Here is a 20,957-nt window from a genome sequence, read left to right on the forward strand (position 1 = left end):
CTGTATTAATACACAGTACTTATTTTAACTCGCCACTGCCGATTGTCCAGTGTGATACGCAGCATTGTTGTCAGCACCAAACTTCACTAGAGTGGGCGGCAATAAAATCAATAACTTTTCAGGACAGCCCGTGATTAAAGGAATAGCGCTTTCCGTTATCGCCTCGATATTGTTCGGCGTGATGTATTACTACACTTCCACTCTGACGCCGCTCGACGGTGAGCAAGTGTTTGGCTGGCGCACCCTGCTAACGGTGCCGTTTTTGACGCTGTTTATGCTGTTTTCCGCCGACTGGCGGAAAGTCGGCGAAACGCTGTGCTGGATAAAACAACGGCCGCGCCGCCTGCTGTTTCTGCCGCTGAGCTCGGCGCTGCTGGGGATCCAACTCTGGCTGTTCCTGTGGGCGCCGCTGCACGGCAAAGCGCTGGAGGTGTCACTGGGCTATTTCCTGCTGCCGCTGACCATGGTGCTGGCGGGGCGTTTGATCTTCCGCGACAGGCTTTCTTTGCTGCAAAAATTGGCGGTTGCCTGCGCGATCATCGGCGTTGGCAATGAACTGTATCAGGTGGGCGGCGTCTCCTGGACCACGCTGGTGGTGGCGCTGGGCTATCCGGTTTACTTTATTCTGCGCCGACGTTTCGGCACCGATAATCTCGGCGGATTGTGGTGTGAACTGACGCTGATGCTGCCGGTCGCCGCCTGGTTTGCCTTCGGGGGGAATGGGCCGCTGGCCGCGCTGAGCGTCAGCCCGACGCTGTATTGGCAAATCCCGCTGTTGGGGGTGATCAGCGCCGCTGCACTGGTGTGTTATATCCTGGCCAGTCGCCTGTTGCCGTTCAGCCTGTTCGGTTTACTGAGCTACGTGGAGCCGGTACTGCTGGTTATCGTGGCGCTGTTGCTCGGCGAGAGCATCGGCCGGGATGAATGGCTGACCTATATTCCGATCTGGCTGGCAGTGCTGTTACTGGTGTCGGAAGGTGCTGGTCATCTATTGCGCCGACAGCGGATAAAATCAATCACGTGACAGTGCAACGCATTTATTGCATTGATTACAAATAAATAAATGTAGTGACATCGTCACTTTCATGCCAGTAGCGGCCACTAAAGCGTCGGCCGACATGGCAATGCGGCGTGAGCTGTTTAAGCAGTTCCAATTCAAAGGTCTGCTGTTGTGGATTGAGTGCCACCAGGCGCGCATCGAGAAAATCAAAATAGCTGCGCACCTGTGGGTACAAAGCCTTGAACAAGCTTTCTTTGGCGGAGAATACCAGCGTCAACAGTTGGTTAAATGCCTGTGGCTGTGCGCGCAGCTGCTCACACTCCGCCTCACTGACGATAGCGCGCCACAAGTCCTCCGCCCGTGCGACAGGGATCAGCGTTTCAACGTCCAGCCCCACGCCACCCAACCCCGTTTCCCGATGTACGGCGCAAAGCGCAGTATCCGCATTATGACTGAGCGCACCGGCAATGCCCGGCGGCCACAGCGGCGCACGGTCCTCGCCACGTAATAAGGTGAAGTCGACAAACCCCAGCGACGTCAGTAACTCTCGTGCCAGGTAACGCCCGGCCAGATACTCCGCCCGCCGCTTTGGCACCGCCCGCGCCAGATGATCGGGCAGTGTCATGCCGATTTCGTCGAAACAGCTGTCCTGATAATGGGCCAAAAAAAAGTGGCAACGCGCGACCTGCCCCGGGTAATTGTCCAGGTTCAGCCATTCAATACTGGGGATAAAGGAAGAGAACACTTGTCGTCCATGTTGGGTGTGTAAGCGCTAATTTTAGACGCCGAACCCATGGGCAACAATGATTATTCCTCTCCCCCGCCATTGAGGGAGAGGAGCGGCAAGATTACAGAATGCCTTTCATGGTTTTTTCGAAGTCACTCCAGGCGCAGTAACCCTGTTTATCTACCGGGCAACCTTTCAGCGCCAAAGTTACGCGCTGCGGCGGGGTTTTCAGCGTCAGCGGGCTGGCATTACGCAACTGGTCGGTGGATTGATACACATACTCAATCTTCAGCAGGTCGCGATCGTTTTTCTTGTCGTGCCAGCGCTGGAACACCAGCTTGCCGCCAATCGGCGTTTTCTCATATTGATGCGGCAATTGGTACGGTTGGAACTCCATCGCCGACAACAGAGAAGCGATGTTGGAATCGTGGCCCACCAGCACCGTCACTTTCGGTGAGTCCGGTTTGCGTTCACCAATCAGTGCGCCGTTGATGTAGGTCAGCAGCGGCTTGGCCACGTTCTGCGCCACTACCGGCGAGGTGAACAACGAATCCTGATAGCCGTCTTTCAACTGCGCCAACTGTTTCCACTGCTGCGGCGTAGTGATTTTGCCCCAGGCCACGTCCTTCATCGGGAAGCCTTCGTAATATTGCAGCATGAAGGCATCCACCAGCGAGTTGCCCACCCGCAGCGGACCCGCGACACCCGGCTCTTTGCCCGGTACCGCACTCATTTTGCTGGCCTCTTTGGTCAGATCGCAGTGCTTGTCGGTTTTACAGCTGCTGGAATCTTGGTAATCGATGATTTTCGCCAGTTGTTTATAGGCCGCATCCAGCTTCAGCGAGGCCAGTTCTTTGTTCATCGCCCCCAGCGCCTGTTGATTGAAAGCGTCGCTGTTGTCGGTGATGATCGGGTTGAAGGTCGGATCCATCTCCCCCATTTTGTCCTGGTGATGCACGCTGATATCACAGCCAGGGAACGCGCCGTTGGTAAAGAACTGCGCGGTCGCTACCGTGCGCTGTAGGCTATTGGCGTAAACGTAAACGCTGCCAGCCGTCGGGCAGCCTTCCTGCGGCAGTACTCCGGTTTGCTTCAGCCACGCATTGAAATAGTGGCCCATATACACTTCCAGCACCCCGCCCTTGGTGGTCAACAGGCCACCCGGTGTATCCCAGGCCGGCCAGGCTTTAGGCGTGGACTGTGCCAGCACGCTGCCGTTATTGGCCAGTGGCGCACGCAGGTTATGGCGGCTCATCACCAGCACCTGATCCAATTGATAGTCGTTGGTTTCCGCCAGGGCAGTCCCGGTCATTAATAACGGCAAGCACAGCAATAAGGCTTTTCTTTTCATCCGCAGAGGCTCCAGGAAAATGATTATTTTTAATGTGTTAGCTTTTGCTTCGCTATGATGGAGAGGTTAACGGGGAAAGTGTGTGATGAGTATCACAAGGAAAGGTCTGCCCAGCGGCCATCCGCAAATGACCGCCGTTAACTCAAAAAATTACAGCCACAAACGCATGATTGGCCAGCCGATCAACAGCAGCGCGGCGATATACACCACGCCGAGAATACCGCCCATGCGCCAGTAATCTTTCGACTTCACGTAGCCGCAGCCGTAGATGATCACCCCTGGGCCGGTAGCGTACGGCGTCAGCACGCCCATGATGCCGATCGACAACACCAGCAGCATCGACAGTTGCTCCATCGGCACCCCCGGCAACCCTTTACCCACCGCCAGGATCACCGGCAGCATGGTGGCCGTGTGTGCCGACAGGCTGGCGAACAGGTAGTGGGCAAAGTAGAACACCAGCACCAGCGCCACCACCGTCATATTCGGTGAAAAACCGTCCAGGTGGGTGCTCATGGTCTGGGCGAACCAGTCGATAAAGCCGGAGCGGGTCAGGCCGTTGGCCATCACCACCAGCGTCGCCAGGTTAACCAGCGTATTCCAGGCGCTGGAATATTTGGTGATCTCCTTCCACGACACCACGTGCAGCGCCAACATCAAGGATACCGCCAGCAGGCAAACCGTGGTGGCATCCAACAGCTTACCGCCAAACACCCACAGGCACAGGCTGAGCAGCACCAGGCCAATCAGCGTGTATTCCTTGCGCGTCAGCTTGCCCATTTCGGCCAGCGCGGTATTGGCCCAGGTCGCCACTTCGCTGCTGTGGGTCACGCCCGGTTTGTACAGGTAATAGGAGATCAACGGCGCGATAATCAACAACAGCAGCCCGACCGGCAGGAAGGCCAGGAACCACTGCATCCAACTGATGTGCACCCCGGCAATCTTGCTGACGAACTCGATCCCCAGCACGTTCGGCGCGGCACCGGTGACGAACATCGAGGAGCTGATGCTGGTCCCCACTACCATCATCCACATCAGGTAACCGCCGATACGGCGCGAGGAAGGATCATTGGGGAAAGAGTCAAACAGCGGCGGCAGGTTTTTCACCACCGGGAACACGGTACCGCCGGTACGGGCGGTATTGGACGGGGTAAAGGGCGCCAGCAGAATGTCGATGATCACCACCGCATAGCCGAGCGTCAGGGTACGCTTGCCCATAAACTTCACCAGGAACAACGCAATACGTCGCCCCAGCCCGGTAGCCTCGTAACCGAGCGCGAAGATGAATGCGCCGAACACCAGCCAGACGGTGGTGCTGGAGAACCCTGCCAGCCCCCATTTCAACGCTTCTTTACCGGCCTTGAAGCCCGGTTCCGCCAGCTCCTGCGCACCGAACAGCACCCAGTTGGCACTCAGCACGCTGAGGGTCACGGCGATAAAGCTGATCGCCGTCGCCGGGATCGGCTCCAGGATCATGCCGACAATCATCGCCACAAAAATGGCAAAGTAGCGCCAGGCCTGCGGCGGCATGCCGTCCGGCGTGGGTATCCATAACAGGATAGCCAGCACCAGCAACGGCGTTAGCGCTTTCCAGATTTTTTCCTTGGTTTCGGACATAAGTTTCTCCAGAGACGGGATATTGTTTTTAGTTCGGTAACTGCGCCAGTAGCCAGGTAACGATTAACAGGTCGGCGCTGCCGCCGGGGCTGAGGTTGCGTATGATGCAGTCGGCGTCAAACTGCCGCAGGCGCTGTATGCCCTGCTCGCCCTGCGCGCCACCTTGAGCCAGCAGCCCGGCGGCACGCTGCTGAAGCCAGTGCAGGCCATCGATGCCGCCGCGCGAGGCGACGTTGGTGTCATCGTTGTGGGCCATCAGCCACAGCAGGCTGTCCATCAGCGCGGTCGGTTCATCACAGCCGGCATTCAGCCGTTGTCGGTACAGCGGCAAAGCGCCGTTAATCACCCGTTCGAAGCCGGATTCGGCCTCGCCGCGAGCGCCACTCAGGCCATGCCCAACAAACAGCCGCTGACCGGCAGTCTGTAGCGCGTTGTGCTGTTGCAGCTCGCGCGCCACCAGCCCGTCACACATCGTCGCCACTTCGGCGCACAAGGTTTTGGCGTTGATATGGCGTTGCTGCTGATCACAACGACCGTAGGCGGCACACAGCAGACCGAGTGAAAACACGCTGCCTTTGTGGGTGTTGACGCCGCCGGTGGCCTGGAACATGTGGTTTTCGCAGGCCAACCCCAACGGGCGCAGTCGCAATAACTGCTCGGCTGCCGGGCGGAAAGCATCGTCGCGGCCCTGGCGGATAAAGCGCGGCAGCCAGATGCCAATGGCACGGGCGCTGCGGTAAAAATGACCGAGGTTCATATCCCGGTGTGCGCCGTTGTTATGACGATCAACCAGGCCCGGTTTGGGGGTCAGATTCACTTCCACCAGCAGCGCCCGGTAGGCGGCATGGGCGAAGTCCCCGACTTGCGTTTGGCGGGCATAACGGATGGGATCAGCGGGTAGCGAGTGCATCATTGAGCATCCTTTCCATTTCCTGCAGCAGCTGTTCACTGCTGTGCTGCCGTTGGCGGGCGCAGAGTTTGGCCGGTTGACTGCACAGCAGGCAGCGACGCTCCGCCAGCCCCAGGTCGCGGCGCGACAAAATGCGCCCCTGTGAGTCCAGCACGTCGATATCCCACAGTCGGCCAATCGGCTGCTGCACTTCCAACTGCATGGCGCAGTCTTTCACCCGCTGGGCATCGGCCTGTAGCGCCACAAAACCTTCGCAGCCAGTGGACAGCGCCAACGTTTCGGCCTGCAGGCAGTGCCAGCCCTGCTCGCCCCACAGCTGTTGCAGCGCCTGCCAACCCAGGTTGAAGATATTGCGCGTCAGCGCGCTGTCTTTCACCCCACCGGGCACCACCAGCGTCAACACCAGCAAGGTTGACTGATGCTGTGCCAGCCACGCCTGCTGGCGGGCCTGACGACATTCGCGGCTGGTGAGCAGTTCCGGCAGGCTGACTGCGCGGTTGGCGGCCAGTTCAGGAAGGACGCTAGCCATAGGATTACTCCGCCACCTGATGCACCACGTCGATCACCGAACCATCGCGATAGCGCACGACCGCCACCACCTTGTCGGTAAAGACGATCGGCTCCGGTTCACCGGTCAGCAACAGCGCTCGCTGACGCAGCCAGTCAATGCCTACCACCGGCAAACCGGCCTCTTTTAGCCGCTGCACCAACTCTGGCCGCGCCGGGTTAACGGCAATGCCATGATCGGTAACCAGAATGTCTATGCTGGAGCCGGGCGTGACACAGGTGGTCACCTGCTCGACCAGCGTTGGGATGCGCCCACGCACCAGCGGTGCCACGATGATCGCCAGCCGCGCGGCCGCAGCGGTATCGCAGTGGCCGCCAGAGGCACCACGCAGCAGGCCGTCGGAACCGGTCAGCACGTTAACGTTGAACCCGGTGTCGATTTCCAATGCGCTCAGCACCACCACGTCAAGCCTATCGACCGAGGCGCCCTTCGAACTGAAATTGGCGTACTGGTTGGCGCTGATCTCAATGTGGTTAGGGTTGCGTGCCAGCGACATCGCCGCCGCGCGGTCGAAGCTCTGCACGTCCAGCAGCCGGGTGATCAGCCCTTTTTCATGCAAATCCACCATGGTCGAAGTAATGCCACCGAGTGCGAAACCGGCGCGGATACCGCGGGCGCGCATCTTGTCCTCCAGAAAACGCGTCACCGCCAGTGAGGCGCCGCCGGTGCCGGTCTGCAGCGAGAAACCTTCGGTAAAGTAGCCGGAACCGGCGATCACTTCGGCGGCCCGACGGGCAATCAGCAGTTCACGCGGGTTGGAGGTCATGCGCGTGGCGTCGGCACCAATCTTGTCGGCGTCGCCCACCCGTGCCAGTTGAACGATCAGATCCACCCGATCCTGTGCCAGGCTGGCCGGATGATGCGGATAAGGCACAATCGCCTCGGTCAGCAACACCACGGTGCCCGCCGCGTCGGCATCCACTTTGGCGTAACCCAGCGAGCCGCAGCAGGCTTCGCCGCTGTAGCCGTTGGCATTGCCGAACTCATCGCAGGCCGGTACCCCAAGGAAGGCGACGTCAATGGCCAGTTCACCGGATTCGATCAGGTTGACCCGGCCGCCGTGGGAGTGGATCTGCACCGGTTCGGCCAGCAGGCCGCGTGAAATGGCGTCCGCCAGCGGGCCGCGCACACCGGAGGTATAAATCCGGCTTACCACCCCGTTGCGGATATGGCCGACCAACGGCGCATGACATTCGCTCAGCGAGCTGGAGGCCAGCGTCAGGTTGCGGAACCCCATCGCCGCCAACGTTTCCATCACCTGATTCAGCGCCAGATCGCCGCCGCGAAACGCATGGTGGAAAGAAATGGTCATGCCGTCCTGCAATCCGCTGCGGCGCACCGCCTGTTCCAGCGTGTCGCAGCGTTTGATATCGCGGGGTTTACGCGCCTGTTGGTTAGCCTTGGAGGAGTCCTGATAGCAACACAAATCCGCCAGGTTGTTCAGGGTCATCAGTCGTTGTTGACGTTTCATTATGCTTCCTCTCCATGCTGAATCGAGGCTTCGCGGATGCCGGAAAGCGCTGCGCGCTGCAACACCAGCCGTGCGCGCTCAATCACCGGGCTGTCGACCATCTTGCCGTTGAGCGACACCACGCCGCGCCCTTCCTGCTCCGCCGCTGCGGCGGCATCCACCACCCGCTGGGCATGGGCCACCTCTTTGGCGGTAGGCGCATACAGGTTGTGCAGCAGTTCGATCTGCCGGGGATTAATCAGGGATTTGCCGTCGAAACCGAGCTGTTTGATCAGCGCCGCTTCCTGCAGGAAACCGGCTTCGTTATTGGCGTCGGAATAGACCGTATCGAACGCCTGAATGCCTGCGGCCCGCGCCGCCTGCAACAGTGAGCAGCGCGCAAACAGCAGCTCGATGCCCTCGGGGGAACGTTCGGTACGCAGGTTGCGCACATAGTCTTCCGCCCCCAGCGCAATACCGATCAACCGTGGCGAAGCATGCGCGATAGCCACCGCCTGAGTGATGCCCGCCGCCGACTCAATCGCCGCCAGCAGACCGGTGCTGCCGACCGGGCGGCCGCTGTCGGCTTCGATGGCGGCAATCTCGCGATCCATATCCACCACGTCCTGCGCGCTGTCGGTTTTCGGCAGGCGCACAATGTCGGCCCCACCACGGACTACCGCCTGCAAATCTGCCAGGCCGTAAGCAGAATCCAGCGCGTTAACCCGCACAATGGTTTCCACTTCCTGATACAGCGGATGTTGCAACGCGTGATAGACCAGCCGCCGCGCCGCGTCTTTTTCGCGCAGGATCACCGAGTCTTCCAGATCAAACATCAGCGCATCGGCCTGATAGATAAAGGCATTACTCACCATCGCCGCATTGGCGCCGGGCACGAACAGCATGCTGCGGCGCAGGCGGTGTTTATTCAGCGTTTTCATTAGACGCTCCCCACGGCAGTTGACCGTTTTCACTGGCGCGCATCAGTGCGGTTTCCAGCCGGGCTCGCAGCACGCAGTCGAGCGCACCTTTGTCGTCCACCATCACCTGCACCGGCTCCACCTGGTAGTGTTGCAGCACCTGCAGCAGCGTCTGGCGGATAGCTTCGCCGAACTGTTTTTCCACGCTGCTGGCGATCAGCAGATCGTGTTCCGGCCCCTCAGCGGGCGCGATGCGCACCATGACATCGCTGGACTCCAGCGTGCCGGCCATTGCTTCTCGGATAATTTTCATCTTTCACCTGATTGTGCGGATTCAAAGGGGGTGACTGCCGGTTTGGCCCGGCGCTGCGTTTGCAAATCTTGCAGGTAATACAGGGTGTCTGGTGGTACCAGCGGCGCAGCGGCGTGAAAATCGCCTGCCGCCAACAGCTTGCGTACCCAGGAGGCGGAGATCGCCGTGCCCTGATATTGCAAACGCTCAATTTCTACCAGCGCGATCGGCGGGCTGGGCAACGCCGGGGTTTCCAGCCAATAACGCATATCGCGGTTGTATTTCGCGGTGACCGCGCAGAACGGCTCGTTGCCGACAAAACGGTGGGTGATACCCAGCGCGGGGGCCAGATACTGACGAAAGATCTTGAGATCGATTTCGGTGTAACAGTCGTCGGCAATACCCTGATCTTTAATGAAGTAACAAGGGAAAGTGGCGCGGGAAATGACGTATTGCGAGCCTTCATGCACCGTCAGGTTAGGGATATCCGTGGTACCCGCCAGTACCAGCCGCCGCCGGTCTTCATAGCTGAAACGCGAGGTGTTTTCCTTGACCAAAAACAGGTGCAGCCAGTCGCACTTTTCTGCCGCCTGGCGCACCAGATACTGGTGACCGCGGGTAAAGGGGTTGGCGTTCATCACGATGCTGCCAATGGTGTGGCCCGGCTGTCGCTGGCCCGCCAACTGGGCGGCATAGCGCTTCAGGCGGCACGGGCTGTTTTCCATCAGCACCACAATGCCCGGTACCTGGGCTATCGGATAAAAACCGCACTGGCGGAACAACGCTTCATTTTGGATTTTTGTGTAGATAAATAGCTGGGTGTGGTGGCGTTCATAAGCCAGATTGACCAGTTCGGTCGCCAGCCGCAGTGCCAACCCTTCGCCACGCATTTGTGGGCTGATAGCGACGCATTTGATAATATTGTCCGCAATGCCGCCGCAGGCGACCAATTCATCGTTTTGCGTCACGGTTATAAATATTTCTACCGTAGTATCAATATTCAGGTCGTTACTCCGCAGAAAGGCATTAATCTGCGCTATATTTTTATGATCTGATCTTTTCACTCGGTCAAATACGGCATCGCCCAACATAGCACACTCTCTGGGTTAACTAATAAATAACAAATTAAACAGAAAATAAACATCAATTAACATTTTCAAGGGTTATTAAAACCTTAAAAACCATAAAGATAAAACCGTTAAAACCATCAGGTACATTTAATAAAACAATAGTAGGCAGAAAAAATCAGCGAATTATTGACCTATTTCACAAACCCCTACCGGTTAATAAGTTATTTAATGTTCTTTATTTACTTAATTATTTTTATGGTGTTTATTATTGAGACAATCTTTAATTGATGGCGCAATTAAATTACATTTACGTAGCATATTCATTGCAACTGGAAAATGTCCTATGGAATGGTTGAACATACTGATCGTCGAAGATGAAACGCCGCTGGCGGAGATGCATGCGGAATTTATCCGGCAGAACGGCGGTTGCCGGCAAATTTGGTTGGCCGGCAACCTGGCGCAGGCGCGTATGATGAGCGAGCGCTTCAAACCGGATCTGATCCTGCTGGACAACTTCCTGCCCGACGGTCAGGGTATTGAGCTGCTGCGTGAACTGACCCTGAGCGGTTATACCGGTGGCATCGTGTTTATCACCGCCGCCAGTGATATGGACACCGTGGCCGAAGCGCTGCGTTATGGGGTCTTCGATTACCTGATCAAACCGCTGGCCTACGATCGTCTGTCCCACACGCTGCTGCGCTTTAGCCAGCGACGTCAGGCGCTGAAGGACAAAGCGCGGCTTAGTCAGCACCGCATTGATCAGATGTTCAATACCTACGCACGCGGCGAACAGCAGGCGAGCTTGCCGGCAGGCATCGATGAACTGACGTTGGTGAAAATCCGTGCCTTGTTTGAACTGCCTTCGGCCAGCCACACCGCTGAAAGCGTTGCGCAAAAAATGGGGCTAAGCCGCACCACCGCACGCCGTTATCTGGAGTTTTGCACTGCCGCCCAGCAGCTGCGTGCAGAAATCATTTACGGCAAAGTGGGCCGTCCGCAGAGGATTTACCGCCCCAACCAGCCAGAATAAGCGGTTATTTGATCGCCCCTGCAAGCTTGAATGTAACCGCTTTACTTTTATCACTATCCTCAGCATCTTATTCGGCATGATGCCTCTATAATCCGCCGACAGGACGATCGCTGATGAGTAGCCTGCCCCTTCCTTCCCTGAAAGATCTTCTCGCCCGCCGGGACTGGCAAAATCCGGCCTGTACCCATTATCAACGGCTGGCTGCACATCCGCCTTTCTCGAGCTGGCGCAGCCTGAATGCTGCGCGTGACGATGAGAGCAGCGGTAGTCGGCAACTTCTGAACGGCGACTGGCAGTTCAGCTATTTTGGCAGCCCACAGGCGGTGCCCGACAGTTGGTTGCAACAAGATCTGGTCGATGCGGATACCCTGGCTGTGCCGTCTAACTGGCAACTTGCCGGTTATGACGCGCCAATCTACACCAACGTCCGCTACCCGATCCCAGTCGATCCGCCGCGGGTGCCGGAACAGAACCCGACCGGCTGCTATTCGCGGCAGTTTACTGTCGATCCCGCCTGGCTGACTGAAGGCCAGACGCGCATTATCTTTGACGGCGTTAACTCGGCGTTTTATCTGTGGTGCAACGGCCACTGGGTCGGTTATTCACAGGACAGCCGCCTGCCTGCCGAGTTTGATCTGAGCCCCTGGTTGCAGGCCGGTGAAAACCGGTTGGCGGTGATGGTGCTGCGCTGGTGCGATGGCAGCTATCTGGAAGATCAGGATATGTGGCGCATGAGCGGTATTTTCCGCGACGTCAGCCTGCTGCATAAACCCACCGCGCACCTGAGCGATATCCGCATTACCACCCCGCTGTATGACAGTTTCCGCCGTGGCGAACTGGTAGCAGAAGTACACATCAACCGTGCCGCCCAGTACCGGGTACAGTTGCAGCTATGGCGTGATGGGCAGTTGGTGGGGGAAAAAACCCAGGCGTTCGGCAGCAAGATTATCGACGAACGCGGGGCCTATGAGGATCGCACTACCCTGCGCCTGTCGGTGGAGCAACCGGCACTGTGGAGCGCGGAAACACCTGCGCTGTACCGCGCAACGCTCGCCCTGCTGTCGCCGGAAGGGGAAATTATTGAGGTCGAGGCCTATGACGTCGGCTTCCGTCAGGTGGAAATCAGCAATGGGCTGTTGAAGCTTAACGGCCAGCCGCTGCTGATCCGCGGCACTAACCGTCACGAACATCATCCGCAGCACGGCCAGGTGATGGACGAAGCCACAATGCGCCATGACATCCTGCTGATGAAACAGCACAACTTCAACGCGGTGCGCTGCTCACACTACCCAAACCACCCGCTTTGGTACCGATTGTGCGACCGCTACGGGCTGTATGTGGTGGATGAAGCCAATATTGAAACCCACGGCATGCAGCCGATGAACCGGCTGTCTGACGATCCGCTGTGGCTGCCGGCCATGAGCGAACGCGTGACGCGCATGGTGCAGCGCGATCGCAACCACCCTTGCATTATTATCTGGTCGCTGGGCAACGAGTCTGGTCATGGCTGCAACCACGACGCGCTGTATCGCTGGGTGAAAAGTCAGGATCCCACTCGCCCGGTTCAGTACGAAGGCGGTGGTGCCAACAGCGCCGCAACCGATATTATCTGCCCGATGTATGCTCGGGTGGATCAGGATCAACCGTTCCCTGCCGTGCCCAAGTGGTCAGTCAAAAAATGGATCGGCCTGCCGGATGAACATCGCCCGCTGATCCTGTGTGAATACGCCCACGCGATGGGCAACAGCTTCGGTGGCTTTGACCGCTACTGGCAGGCCTTCCGTCAGCATCCGCGCCTGCAGGGTGGCTTCGTCTGGGACTGGGTCGATCAAGCACTGACCCGCCGCGATGAGAACGGTGATGAACACTGGGCTTACGGTGGCGACTTTGGCGACACGCCGAACGATCGGCAATTCTGCCTTAACGGGCTGGTATTCCCCGATCGCACTCCGCATCCCGCGCTGTTTGAAGCCCAGCGCGCACAGCAGTTTTTCCAGTTTACCTTCGACGCCGATACGCTGACGCTGACCGTCAGAAGTGAGTACCTGTTCCGCCAAACCGACAATGAACGGCTGAACTGGCGGCTGGAACTCGATGGCATCGAGCGCGCCAGCGGCAGCGTTGATCTCACCCTGAAACCTCAGGGTAGCGCCAGCGTCCAACTGCTCGAGCGCTTGCCGATGCTCCATCAACCCGGCGAACTGTGGCTGAATGTCGAAGTGGTTCAACCGCAGGCCACCGACTGGTCCGAGGCCAACCATCGCTGCGCCTGGGATCAATGGCTGGTGCCCCGCACGCTGCATCTGGCACCGCCGACATCAACAGGCTCGTTTCCACAGCTCAGCCAAAATGACCAAAGGATCGACATCACCCATGGCAGTCAACGCTGGCAGTTTACGCGCGACGACGGCTGTTTAACCCAGTGGTGGCACCACGAACACCCTCAGTTGCTGACGCCACTGCGTGATAATTTTATCCGCGCACCGCTGGATAACGACATCGGCATCAGTGAAGTCGAACGCATCGATCCCAACGCCTGGGTCGAACGCTGGAAGCTGGCAGGCATGTACCGGCTAGAAGCACGCTGCACGCAGTTACAGGCCGACTTGCTAAGCGATGGCGTGCGTGTGGTGAGTGAACACCTGTTCGGGGCCGATGGGCAAACGCTGCTACGCAGCCGTAAACAGTGGCTGTTCGACAACCAGGGCGCGGTCAGCATCAGCGTTGACGTTGAGATCGCCGCCAGCCTGCCGCCACCGGCACGCATTGGCCTGAGCTGCCAACTGGCGGAAACTCATCCGCAGGCGCAATGGTTGGGCCTGGGCCCGCATGAGAACTACCCTGACCGTCGCCTTGCCGCGCAATTTGGGCGTTGGCAGCAGCCGCTGGAAGCGTTGCACACGCCGTATATCTTCCCCGGCGAGAACGGCCTGCGCTGCGAAACCCGCAGCCTGCAGTACGGTGGCTGGCACATTGACGGACTGTTCCACTTCTCGCTCAGCCGCTACAGCCTGCGCCAGTTGATGGATTGCAGCCATCAGCACCTGCTGCAACCGGAAGCCGGTACCTGGCTCAATCTGGACGGTTTCCACATGGGGGTGGGCGGTGACGACTCCTGGAGCCCTAGCGTTAATCAGGACTACCTGCTCAGCCGCAGCCATTTCCATTATCAACTGCGTCTAAAACGCGCAGAACAGAGCTAAATCTGCCAAAAGCTCAACGGGTTGCGCATTCTGTAAGCAAACAGTCACAGAATGCGTAATCCGCCTTTGACATGCTGCCAACACCCCGTTATGATTCCGGCCGTTCAAACGATTCCTCTGTAGTTCAGTCGGTAGAACGGCGGACTGTTAATCCGTATGTCACTGGTTCGAGTCCAGTCAGAGGAGCCATATTAGAGAAGCCCGCTTAAGGAAACTTAAGCGGGCTTTTTGCTTTTCGGGTATCCTTCTCAAAGCTTATCGCCCCGTCAATACCCCCCACCTGCCCCTACTATCGGCACTTTCCCCCCACCGTACCCCAGATCATGAATATGGCTCATGTTGTAATGAAATTAAGTCGCTTTCACTCATCCAATGGCTCTGGCATAAATTATGCAATGTTAACTTATTGACAACATGAAGACTGACGAATGAGAAACCCAGTAGTTTCTGGAGAATCAAAAAGTTAGATTCAGTTTTCATACCAGAACTCAGGGTGCAAGAACGCGATGAATAAAAATTTTACATTTACGGTTAAGAGCAGTAGTTTCGATGAAAACTATAACCCTTCAGAAAATACGCGCATTACCACCAACTTTGCCAATTTGGCCAGAGGGAAGAACCGCCAGGAGAACTTGCGCAACACTCTGGTGATGATTGACAATCGCTTCAATACATTGGCGCATTGGGATAACCCTAAAAGCGATCGCTATGCTGTCGAACTTGAGATCATCTCTGTTGAGATGAATATTGAGGGCAATGGCGATAGCTTCCCAGTGATTGAAATATTGAAAACCAACATTATTGACAAGAAAACCAACAAACGCACTGAGGGCATTGTAGGAAATAACTTCTCTTCTTACGTTCGAGATTATGACTTTAGTGTATTGCTGTCAGAACACAATAATAACCAACCCGAATTTAGCATTCCAGATGACTTTGGTAATTTGCACGGGAATATATTTAAATTATTTGTCAATTCAAATGAGTATAAAGATAAATTTAACAAACTACCGGTTATATGCTTAAGCGTATCCAGTAAAGACACCTATTATCGGACTGGAAATGAGCATCCTGTATTGGGCATTGAATACCAGCAAAACGATTCATCTTTGACTGAACAATACTTCAGCAAAATGGGCTTGCAGGTTCGCTATTTTATGCCGAAAAATAGTGTTGCACCTTTGGCCTTTTATTTTTCTGGTGATTTACTCAGTGATTACACTGACCTTGAACTTATCAGCACCATCAGCACGATGGAGACTTTCCAAAAGATTTACCGCCCTGAGATTTACAATGCAAACTCTGCAGCCGGACAATACTATCAGCCGGCCCTGAATCACCAGGATCATTCATTGACAAAAATTGTTTATGACCGTGAAGAGCGTAGCCAGTTGGCTATTGAGCAGGGGAAATTTACTGAAGAACACTTTATCAAACCCTATAAGACTATTTTTGAGCAATGGTCTGCTCACTGCGCGCTTTGATTAACCAAAAATAAAAGGTCATCCATTATGAAAATATTATTACCTACTTCGACTGCCGGCAGCTTACCCAAGCCTTCCTGGCTGGCACAACCTGAGACACTTTGGTCACCCTGGAAATTGCAGGATGAGGAACTGATTGAGGGGAAACAGGATGCTCTGCGTTTGTCCCTGGAAGATCAACAACGAGCAGGTATTGATATTGTCAGTGATGGCGAGCAAACGCGCCAACACTTTGTCACTACCTTTATTGAGCACCTGAGCGGCGTTGATTTTGAAAAACGGCAGACGGTTAGAATTCGTAATCGCTATGATGCGAGTGTGCCTACGGTCGTTGGTGCAGTGACTCGCCAAAAACCGGTGTTTGTTGAAGACGCCCGCTTTTTACGTCAGCTCACCAAGCAGCCGATTAAATGGGCCCTGCCAGGCCCGATGACCATGATAGATACGCTTTACGATAGCCACTATAAAAGCCGCGAAAAACTGGCCTGGGAATTCGCAAAAATTCTCAATCAGGAAGCCCGAGAGTTAGAGGCGGCCGGTGTCGATATTATCCAGTTTGATGAACCCGCATTTAATGTCTTTTTTGATGAAGTGAATGATTGGGGCATCGCCGCTTTAGAAAGAGCCATCGAAGGGCTTAAATGTGAAACGGCGGTGCATATCTGCTACGGGTATGGCATCAAAGCCAATACCGATTGGAAAAAGACTCTGGGGTCGGAATGGCGTCAATATGAAGAGGCTTTTCCCAAACTGCAGACCTCTAATATCGATATCATCTCACTGGAATGCCATAACTCACATGTTCCAATGGACTTGCTTGAACTGATCCGCGGTAAAAAAGTGATGGTAGGTGCCATTGACGTGGCAACCAACACCATAGAGACACCGGAAGAAGTCGCCAATACTTTACGCAAGGCACTGCAGTTTGTGGATGCCGACAAGCTCTATCCTTCGACCAACTGTGGCATGGCCCCCTTGGCTCGTCGGGTAGCCACTGGCAAACTAAATGCTTTAAGCGCAGGCGCAGAGATCATCCGCAGAGAACTCTCAGCTAAATAAGCTCGCCACATTAGAAAAGCAGACTTCCCCGGAAGTCTGCTTTCTTTATTTTATCCAGGCGTTACTGCTTATGCTTCACTGGTTTCTCTCAGAGAACTTATAACCTCACGCGCCTCGGCGAACAGTTTATGGTAGTGGGCTTCGCCATCAGTAATCCCCTCCTCAACTCCAATCGTATTATAGAGAAAATCGATCCTTGCATCCTCCACGCCCAGATATGCCATGCCGCCATTAATGTAATCGGTCATGTTCTTTTCCCAACCGTACTTAATGAATCCTGACTGAGAACCGCCCACCAAAGCCAACCAGCGAATTTTTTTATCCTTCAGCCTATTTTCGTCGCCGTAGGCCAGACCATAGTTCCAGACGCGTTCCAGGTAACCCTTGAGTATTGCCGGGAAGGAGTACCACCAAACCGGGAACACCAGAACCAATGTGTCCTTATCCTCCAGCTCATTGAAAAGTCGATGTACTTCCTCCGAATAGATTTTTTGCGGATTATCCCAGTCCGGCTCATCCTCCACCCTGAGTATCGGATCAAAATCGCTGCGATAGAGATCAAGGCTGGAAACGTTGTAGCCATGACGCACCGCCTCGCTCTGCATTTCGTTCACCACCTGCGCGGTTAAAGAATCGGACCGAGGGTGAGCCCAGATAAAGTAAATATTATTTAATTTCATGAAATTACCTTAACATTCCGTGGAGGAACCATTACTTTACGGCTGTACTATAGTTCTGTAAAACGTAGTATTTGAGATGGGTTATTGAGGGAAATTCACTAATGCAGCCGAACTTTTCAGACTTTGCTTCGTTTATTGCCGTCGCACGCTACAAAAGCTTTCGGGCGGCGGGTGATGAATTGGGACTATCCCCCTCCGCCATGAGTCATTCCGTCAAACAGCTGGAGCAGAGATTAAAAGTCAGACTATTTAATCGCACCACTCGCAGCGTGGCACTCACCGAGGCGGGGCTAACCCTTTTTGCACGACTACGCCCGGTCTTTGATGAGTTCAATACCATACTCGACGAGATGAACTGCTTTCGCGATGCCCCGATGGGCACTCTGAAAATCAATACTTCACGCCTGGCCTCGCGTCTCTTTCTGCTGCCGCTCATCACCGGGTTTAGCCGTCGATATCCGGACATAAAAGTGGCGATCACCACCGAGGACAAACTGGTGGATATTGTCCAACAGGAGTTTGATGCCGGGATCCGCCTGAATAACCGGGTAGAAAAAGACATGATTACCGTCCCCATCGGGCCGAAAATCAAACTGGTGGTGGCCGCCACGCCGGATTATTTCAAGCATCATCCCGCACCGACGCATCCGTGCGAGCTGGTTAATCACCAAAGCGTTGTTTTTCGTTTCCACAGCGGCCGCCCGTATCTCTGGGAATTTGAAAACGCTTCGGAAAAACTTGAAGTGGCGCCGATCGGCAATATCATGCTGGACGATATGGATTCCGCACTCGAGGCTGTTCTGGGTGGAGCTGGGCTGGGTTATCTGTATTACGAACAGGTGAAAGAGCATCTGACAAGCGGCAGACTGGTCAAGGTCCTGGACGACTGGCTCCCCGAACGCCCCTGCCTGCAACTCTACTACCCTAATCGCCAATATATGTCTGGCCCATTACGCGCCTTTATTGACTACATAAAAGAGACGCAGAGAACGGCAAAAAAGAGTCATCAAGAGGATCACCTCTGATCACGGCAGTGAGTTTGCTGACAAAGGCGAACCAGTCGGCAATCCCCTATCAATTGGCAATAACTCAATAGTCACAGACTATTACAACATTCAACTATTCCTATTTTATCTATCGGCTTCCACTGACTAAGCTTAGTCATGAGTGTCAGTGCGAGCCCCATCCGCGGTTGGCGAAAAACTCATACCTTATTATTGAAAATCAGTTGATTAGATAAACCATTAGCGCAACACCCGACGCGAGCATTAGCCCGCGATGTCAAGTTAACGGCTCCCCAGGTACAGACAGACAGGGCCTGGCGAGCGAACCTACAGAAGCAGAGAGCGCATCATGACAACTGAAAGCAAATGCCCATTTTCGGGCGGCGGTAAGCCGAACACTCCGCGCCGCGGCCCCTCAAATCAGGACTGGTGGCCCAACCAACTTAGCCTGAAACCGCTGCACCAGCACTCCTCCCTTTCCGACCCGATGGACTCCGATTTCGATTACGCCAAAGCCTTTAACAGCCTCGATCTGGCCGCCGTTAAACAGGATCTGCACGCCCTGATGACCGACTCGCAGGACTGGTGGCCGGCAGACTTTGGCCACTATGGCGGCCTGTTTATCCGTATGGCCTGGCACAGCGCCGGTACCTACCGCATCGGCGATGGCCGTGGCGGTGCAGGTGAAGGCCAGCAACGTTTTGCACCACTCAACAGTTGGCCCGATAACGTTAGCCTCGATAAGGCCCGTCGCCTGCTATGGCCAATCAAACAGAAATACGGCCGCAAAATTTCCTGGGCTGATCTGATTATCCTGACCGGTAACGTCGCGCTCGAATCCATGGGCTTTAAAACCTTCGGCTATGCCGGTGGCCGTGCCGATACCTGGGAGCCGGATGACGTCTATTGGGGATCGGAAAAAATCTGGCTGGAGCTGAGCGGTGGCCAGAACAGCCGCTATTCGGGCGATCGTGACCTGGAAGATCCGCTGGCGGCGGTTCAAATGGGCTTGATCTACGTTAACCCGGAAGGCCCGGACGGTAACCCGGATCCGGTCGCTGCGGCACGTGACATCCGTGAGACCTTCGCCCGGATGGCGATGAACGATGAAGAAACCGTGGCACTGATCGCCGGTGGCCACACCTTCGGCAAGACCCACGGCGCAGGCCCGGCCTCGCATGTTGGTGACGATCCGGAAACTGCCGGCCTCGAATTACAAGGCCTCGGTTGGCAGAGCAGCTTTGGCACAGGTAAAGGTAAAGACGCCATCACCAGCGGCCTGGAAGTGACCTGGACCACTACCCCGACCCAGTGGAACCACGACTTCTTCAAACACCTGTTCGAATACGAGTGGGAACTGACGCAGAGCCCAGCAGGCGCGCACCAGTGGGTGGCCAAAGACGTGGGCGAGACCATTCCCGATGCGTTCGATCCGGCGAAGAAACGGCGCCCAACCATGTTAACCACCGATCTGTCGCTGCGCTTTGACCCGGCATACGAGCAGATCTCTCGTCGCTTCTATGAGCATCCTGACCAGCTCGCCGACGCTTTCGCCCGCGCCTGGTACAAGCTGACCCACCGCGATATGGGGCCACGCGCCCGCTATCTCGGCCCGGAAGTGCCGGCCGAAGAGCTGATTTGGCAGGATCCGATCCCGGCCGTCGATCATCAGTTGATTAACGATCAGGATATCGCCGATCTCAAAACCAGGATCCTGGCCTCCGGCCTGCCGCTCTCGGTGCTGGTGTCCACCGCCTGGGCTTCAGCCTCCACCTTCCGCGGCTCCGACAAACGCGGCGGTGCCAACGGTGCGCGCATTCGTCTGGCACCACAGAAAGACTGGGCAATCAACCAACCGGCTCAACTGGCGCAAACGCTGGCCAAGCTGGAAGGGATCCAGCAGGCGTTCAACAGTGCCCAGTCGGGCAACAAGCGCGTCTCGCTGGCGGATTTGATCGTGCTGGCCGGTGCCGCAGCCGTCGAACAGGCCGCGATCAACGCCGGGCATCCGGTGAGCGTGCCCTTCGCGCCGGGCCGTATGGATGCTACGCAGGAACAAACCGACGTCGACTCCTTCGAAGCGATGGAGCCGGTTGCCGATGGTTTCCGTAACTACCTGAAGCGCCAGTTCAACATCCCAGCCGAAGCCTTGCTGGTCGACAAAGCACAGTTGCTGACGCTGACGGCACCGGAAATGACGGTACTGGTGGGCGGGTTGCGGGTGTTAAACGCCAACGTCGGTCAGAGCCAGCATGGCGTGCTGACCCAACGGCCGCAGGCACTGAGCAATGACTTCTTCGTCAATCTGCTTGATGGGGCCACGACCTGGAAAGCGGCAGACGAGGAAGGTGTGTTCGAAGGCCGCGACAGCCAAACCGGCGCGCTCAAGTGGACGGCGACCCGCGCCGATCTGATCTTCGGCTCACATTCCCAACTGCGCGCGCTGGCGGAAGTCTATGGCAGCTCAGACGCCCAGGCGAGTTTTGTCCAGGACTTTGTCGCCGCCTGGAATAAGGTGATGAACCTCGATCGTTTCGACCTGGCCTAAGTCAGAACAGCAGTAACGCAGCCCGCTTAAGGCAACTTGGGCGGGCT

General features: G+C 56.1%; 17 protein-coding genes and 1 tRNA gene. 8 read left to right on the forward strand and 10 right to left on the reverse strand.

From position 1 onward, the window contains the following. Positions 1-130 precede the first annotated feature (130 nt). Positions 131-1,024 carry an EamA family transporter RarD gene (rarD, locus tag F8R23_RS07270; RefSeq protein WP_129938348.1) on the forward strand — a complete coding sequence of 298 codons (894 nt, stop codon included), beginning with the start codon at positions 131-133 and terminating at the stop codon, positions 1,022-1,024. 25 nt (positions 1,025-1,049) lie between these two features. Here the strand turns inward: rarD and F8R23_RS07275 are convergent, their stop codons facing one another. The 9 genes from F8R23_RS07275 to citC all read right to left on the reverse strand — a co-directional run bounded on the left by F8R23_RS07275 (position 1,050) and on the right by citC (position 9,923). Beyond that, on the reverse strand, positions 1,050-1,745 hold the full coding sequence (locus F8R23_RS07275) for a 4'-phosphopantetheinyl transferase family protein (protein WP_151415439.1): 696 nt from the start codon (positions 1,743-1,745) through the stop codon (positions 1,050-1,052). A gap of 103 nt (positions 1,746-1,848) precedes the next feature. Further along, entirely contained in the window at positions 1,849-3,078 is a 1,230-nt protein-coding gene (gene agp / locus F8R23_RS07280; RefSeq protein WP_129936481.1) for a bifunctional glucose-1-phosphatase/inositol phosphatase, read from the reverse strand. A gap of 150 nt (positions 3,079-3,228) precedes the next feature. Further along, positions 3,229-4,692: an anion permease gene (locus tag F8R23_RS07285; protein ID WP_099064582.1), complete on the reverse strand. Its 1,464-nt coding sequence runs from the start codon at positions 4,690-4,692 to the stop codon at positions 3,229-3,231. 28 nt (positions 4,693-4,720) lie between these two features. Further along, positions 4,721-5,605, reverse strand: coding sequence for a triphosphoribosyl-dephospho-CoA synthase CitG (gene citG, locus F8R23_RS07290; protein WP_151415440.1), 885 nt, complete (start codon positions 5,603-5,605; stop codon positions 4,721-4,723). Next, entirely contained in the window at positions 5,583-6,131 is a 549-nt protein-coding gene (gene citX, locus F8R23_RS07295; RefSeq protein ID WP_129936483.1) for a citrate lyase holo-[acyl-carrier protein] synthase, read from the reverse strand. Before citX ends, citG begins: the two co-directional genes overlap by 23 nt. A gap of 4 nt (positions 6,132-6,135) precedes the next feature. Beyond that, on the reverse strand, positions 6,136-7,641 hold the full coding sequence (gene citF / locus F8R23_RS07300; protein ID WP_151415441.1) for a citrate lyase subunit alpha: 1,506 nt from the start codon (positions 7,639-7,641) through the stop codon (positions 6,136-6,138). Further along, entirely contained in the window at positions 7,641-8,561 is a 921-nt protein-coding gene (gene citE / locus F8R23_RS07305; protein WP_129936485.1) for a citrate (pro-3S)-lyase subunit beta, read from the reverse strand. The genes citF and citE overlap by 1 nt, the downstream gene beginning before the upstream one ends. Beyond that, positions 8,545-8,853, reverse strand: a complete 309-nt coding sequence (gene citD, locus F8R23_RS07310) for a citrate lyase acyl carrier protein (RefSeq protein WP_129936486.1) — start codon at positions 8,851-8,853, stop codon at positions 8,545-8,547. Before citD ends, citE begins: the two co-directional genes overlap by 17 nt. After that, positions 8,850-9,923, reverse strand: coding sequence for a [citrate (pro-3S)-lyase] ligase (gene citC, locus F8R23_RS07315; RefSeq protein WP_099064587.1), 1,074 nt, complete (start codon positions 9,921-9,923; stop codon positions 8,850-8,852). The genes citD and citC overlap by 4 nt, the downstream gene beginning before the upstream one ends. A gap of 322 nt (positions 9,924-10,245) precedes the next feature. Between citC and dpiA the strand changes: the two genes are divergently transcribed. From dpiA to F8R23_RS07340, 5 genes are all read left to right on the forward strand, one after another. Further along, on the forward strand, positions 10,246-10,932 hold the full coding sequence (gene dpiA, locus F8R23_RS07320) for a two-component response regulator DpiA (RefSeq protein ID WP_112348957.1): 687 nt from the start codon (positions 10,246-10,248) through the stop codon (positions 10,930-10,932). Between the two features lie 113 nt (positions 10,933-11,045). Next, entirely contained in the window at positions 11,046-14,135 is a 3,090-nt protein-coding gene (locus F8R23_RS07325; protein WP_151415442.1) for a beta-galactosidase, read from the forward strand. Positions 14,136-14,248: 113 nt separating this feature from the next. Further along, positions 14,249-14,324 (forward strand) — tRNA-Asn (locus F8R23_RS07330). 317 nt (positions 14,325-14,641) lie between these two features. Then, complete coding sequence (locus F8R23_RS07335) at positions 14,642-15,619, forward strand: DUF1852 domain-containing protein (RefSeq protein WP_129936487.1); 978 nt, start codon at positions 14,642-14,644, stop codon at positions 15,617-15,619. 27 nt (positions 15,620-15,646) lie between these two features. Next, complete coding sequence (locus tag F8R23_RS07340) at positions 15,647-16,678, forward strand: methionine synthase (RefSeq protein WP_112348949.1); 1,032 nt, start codon at positions 15,647-15,649, stop codon at positions 16,676-16,678. A 68-nt stretch (positions 16,679-16,746) separates the two neighbouring features. Here the strand turns inward: F8R23_RS07340 and F8R23_RS07345 are convergent, their stop codons facing one another. Then, complete coding sequence (locus F8R23_RS07345) at positions 16,747-17,358, reverse strand: NAD(P)H oxidoreductase (protein ID WP_112348948.1); 612 nt, start codon at positions 17,356-17,358, stop codon at positions 16,747-16,749. 101 nt (positions 17,359-17,459) lie between these two features. Between F8R23_RS07345 and F8R23_RS07350 the strand changes: the two genes are divergently transcribed. Together F8R23_RS07350 and katG are read left to right on the forward strand one after the other, a co-directional pair. Continuing rightward, positions 17,460-18,383 carry a LysR family transcriptional regulator gene (locus F8R23_RS07350; RefSeq protein WP_151415443.1) on the forward strand — a complete coding sequence of 308 codons (924 nt, stop codon included), beginning with the start codon at positions 17,460-17,462 and terminating at the stop codon, positions 18,381-18,383. 328 nt (positions 18,384-18,711) lie between these two features. Further along, entirely contained in the window at positions 18,712-20,910 is a 2,199-nt protein-coding gene (katG, locus tag F8R23_RS07355) for a catalase/peroxidase HPI (protein ID WP_112348946.1), read from the forward strand. Positions 20,911-20,957 lie beyond the last annotated feature (47 nt).

Origin of the sequence: Serratia proteamaculans, assembly GCF_008830365.1 — a bacterium.
In the GTDB taxonomy this organism is placed as follows: Bacteria; Pseudomonadota; Gammaproteobacteria; order Enterobacterales; family Enterobacteriaceae; genus Serratia; species Serratia proteamaculans.

Excerpts from the sequence above, each read along its gene's own strand:
- agp (WP_129936481.1), bottom strand. The coding sequence starts at position 3,078 with ATGAAAAGAAAAGCCTTATTGCTGTGCTTGCCGTTATTAATGACCGGG.
- citF (WP_151415441.1), bottom strand. The coding sequence starts at position 7,641 with ATGAAACGTCAACAACGACTGATGACCCTGAACAACCTGGCGGATTTG.
- F8R23_RS07340 (WP_112348949.1), top strand. The coding sequence starts at position 15,647 with ATGAAAATATTATTACCTACTTCGACTGCCGGCAGCTTACCCAAGCCT.
- dpiA (WP_112348957.1), top strand. The coding sequence starts at position 10,246 with ATGGAATGGTTGAACATACTGATCGTCGAAGATGAAACGCCGCTGGCG.
- citX (WP_129936483.1), bottom strand. The coding sequence starts at position 6,131 with ATGGCTAGCGTCCTTCCTGAACTGGCCGCCAACCGCGCAGTCAGCCTG.
- katG (WP_112348946.1), top strand. The coding sequence starts at position 18,712 with ATGACAACTGAAAGCAAATGCCCATTTTCGGGCGGCGGTAAGCCGAAC.
- F8R23_RS07350 (WP_151415443.1), top strand. The coding sequence starts at position 17,460 with ATGCAGCCGAACTTTTCAGACTTTGCTTCGTTTATTGCCGTCGCACGC.
- citE (WP_129936485.1), bottom strand. The coding sequence starts at position 8,561 with ATGAAAACGCTGAATAAACACCGCCTGCGCCGCAGCATGCTGTTCGTG.
- F8R23_RS07345 (WP_112348948.1), bottom strand. The coding sequence starts at position 17,358 with ATGAAATTAAATAATATTTACTTTATCTGGGCTCACCCTCGGTCCGAT.
- citG (WP_151415440.1), bottom strand. The coding sequence starts at position 5,605 with ATGATGCACTCGCTACCCGCTGATCCCATCCGTTATGCCCGCCAAACG.
- F8R23_RS07325 (WP_151415442.1), top strand. The coding sequence starts at position 11,046 with ATGAGTAGCCTGCCCCTTCCTTCCCTGAAAGATCTTCTCGCCCGCCGG.
- F8R23_RS07285 (WP_099064582.1), bottom strand. The coding sequence starts at position 4,692 with ATGTCCGAAACCAAGGAAAAAATCTGGAAAGCGCTAACGCCGTTGCTG.
- F8R23_RS07335 (WP_129936487.1), top strand. The coding sequence starts at position 14,642 with ATGAATAAAAATTTTACATTTACGGTTAAGAGCAGTAGTTTCGATGAA.
- citC (WP_099064587.1), bottom strand. The coding sequence starts at position 9,923 with ATGTTGGGCGATGCCGTATTTGACCGAGTGAAAAGATCAGATCATAAA.
- citD (WP_129936486.1), bottom strand. The coding sequence starts at position 8,853 with ATGAAAATTATCCGAGAAGCAATGGCCGGCACGCTGGAGTCCAGCGAT.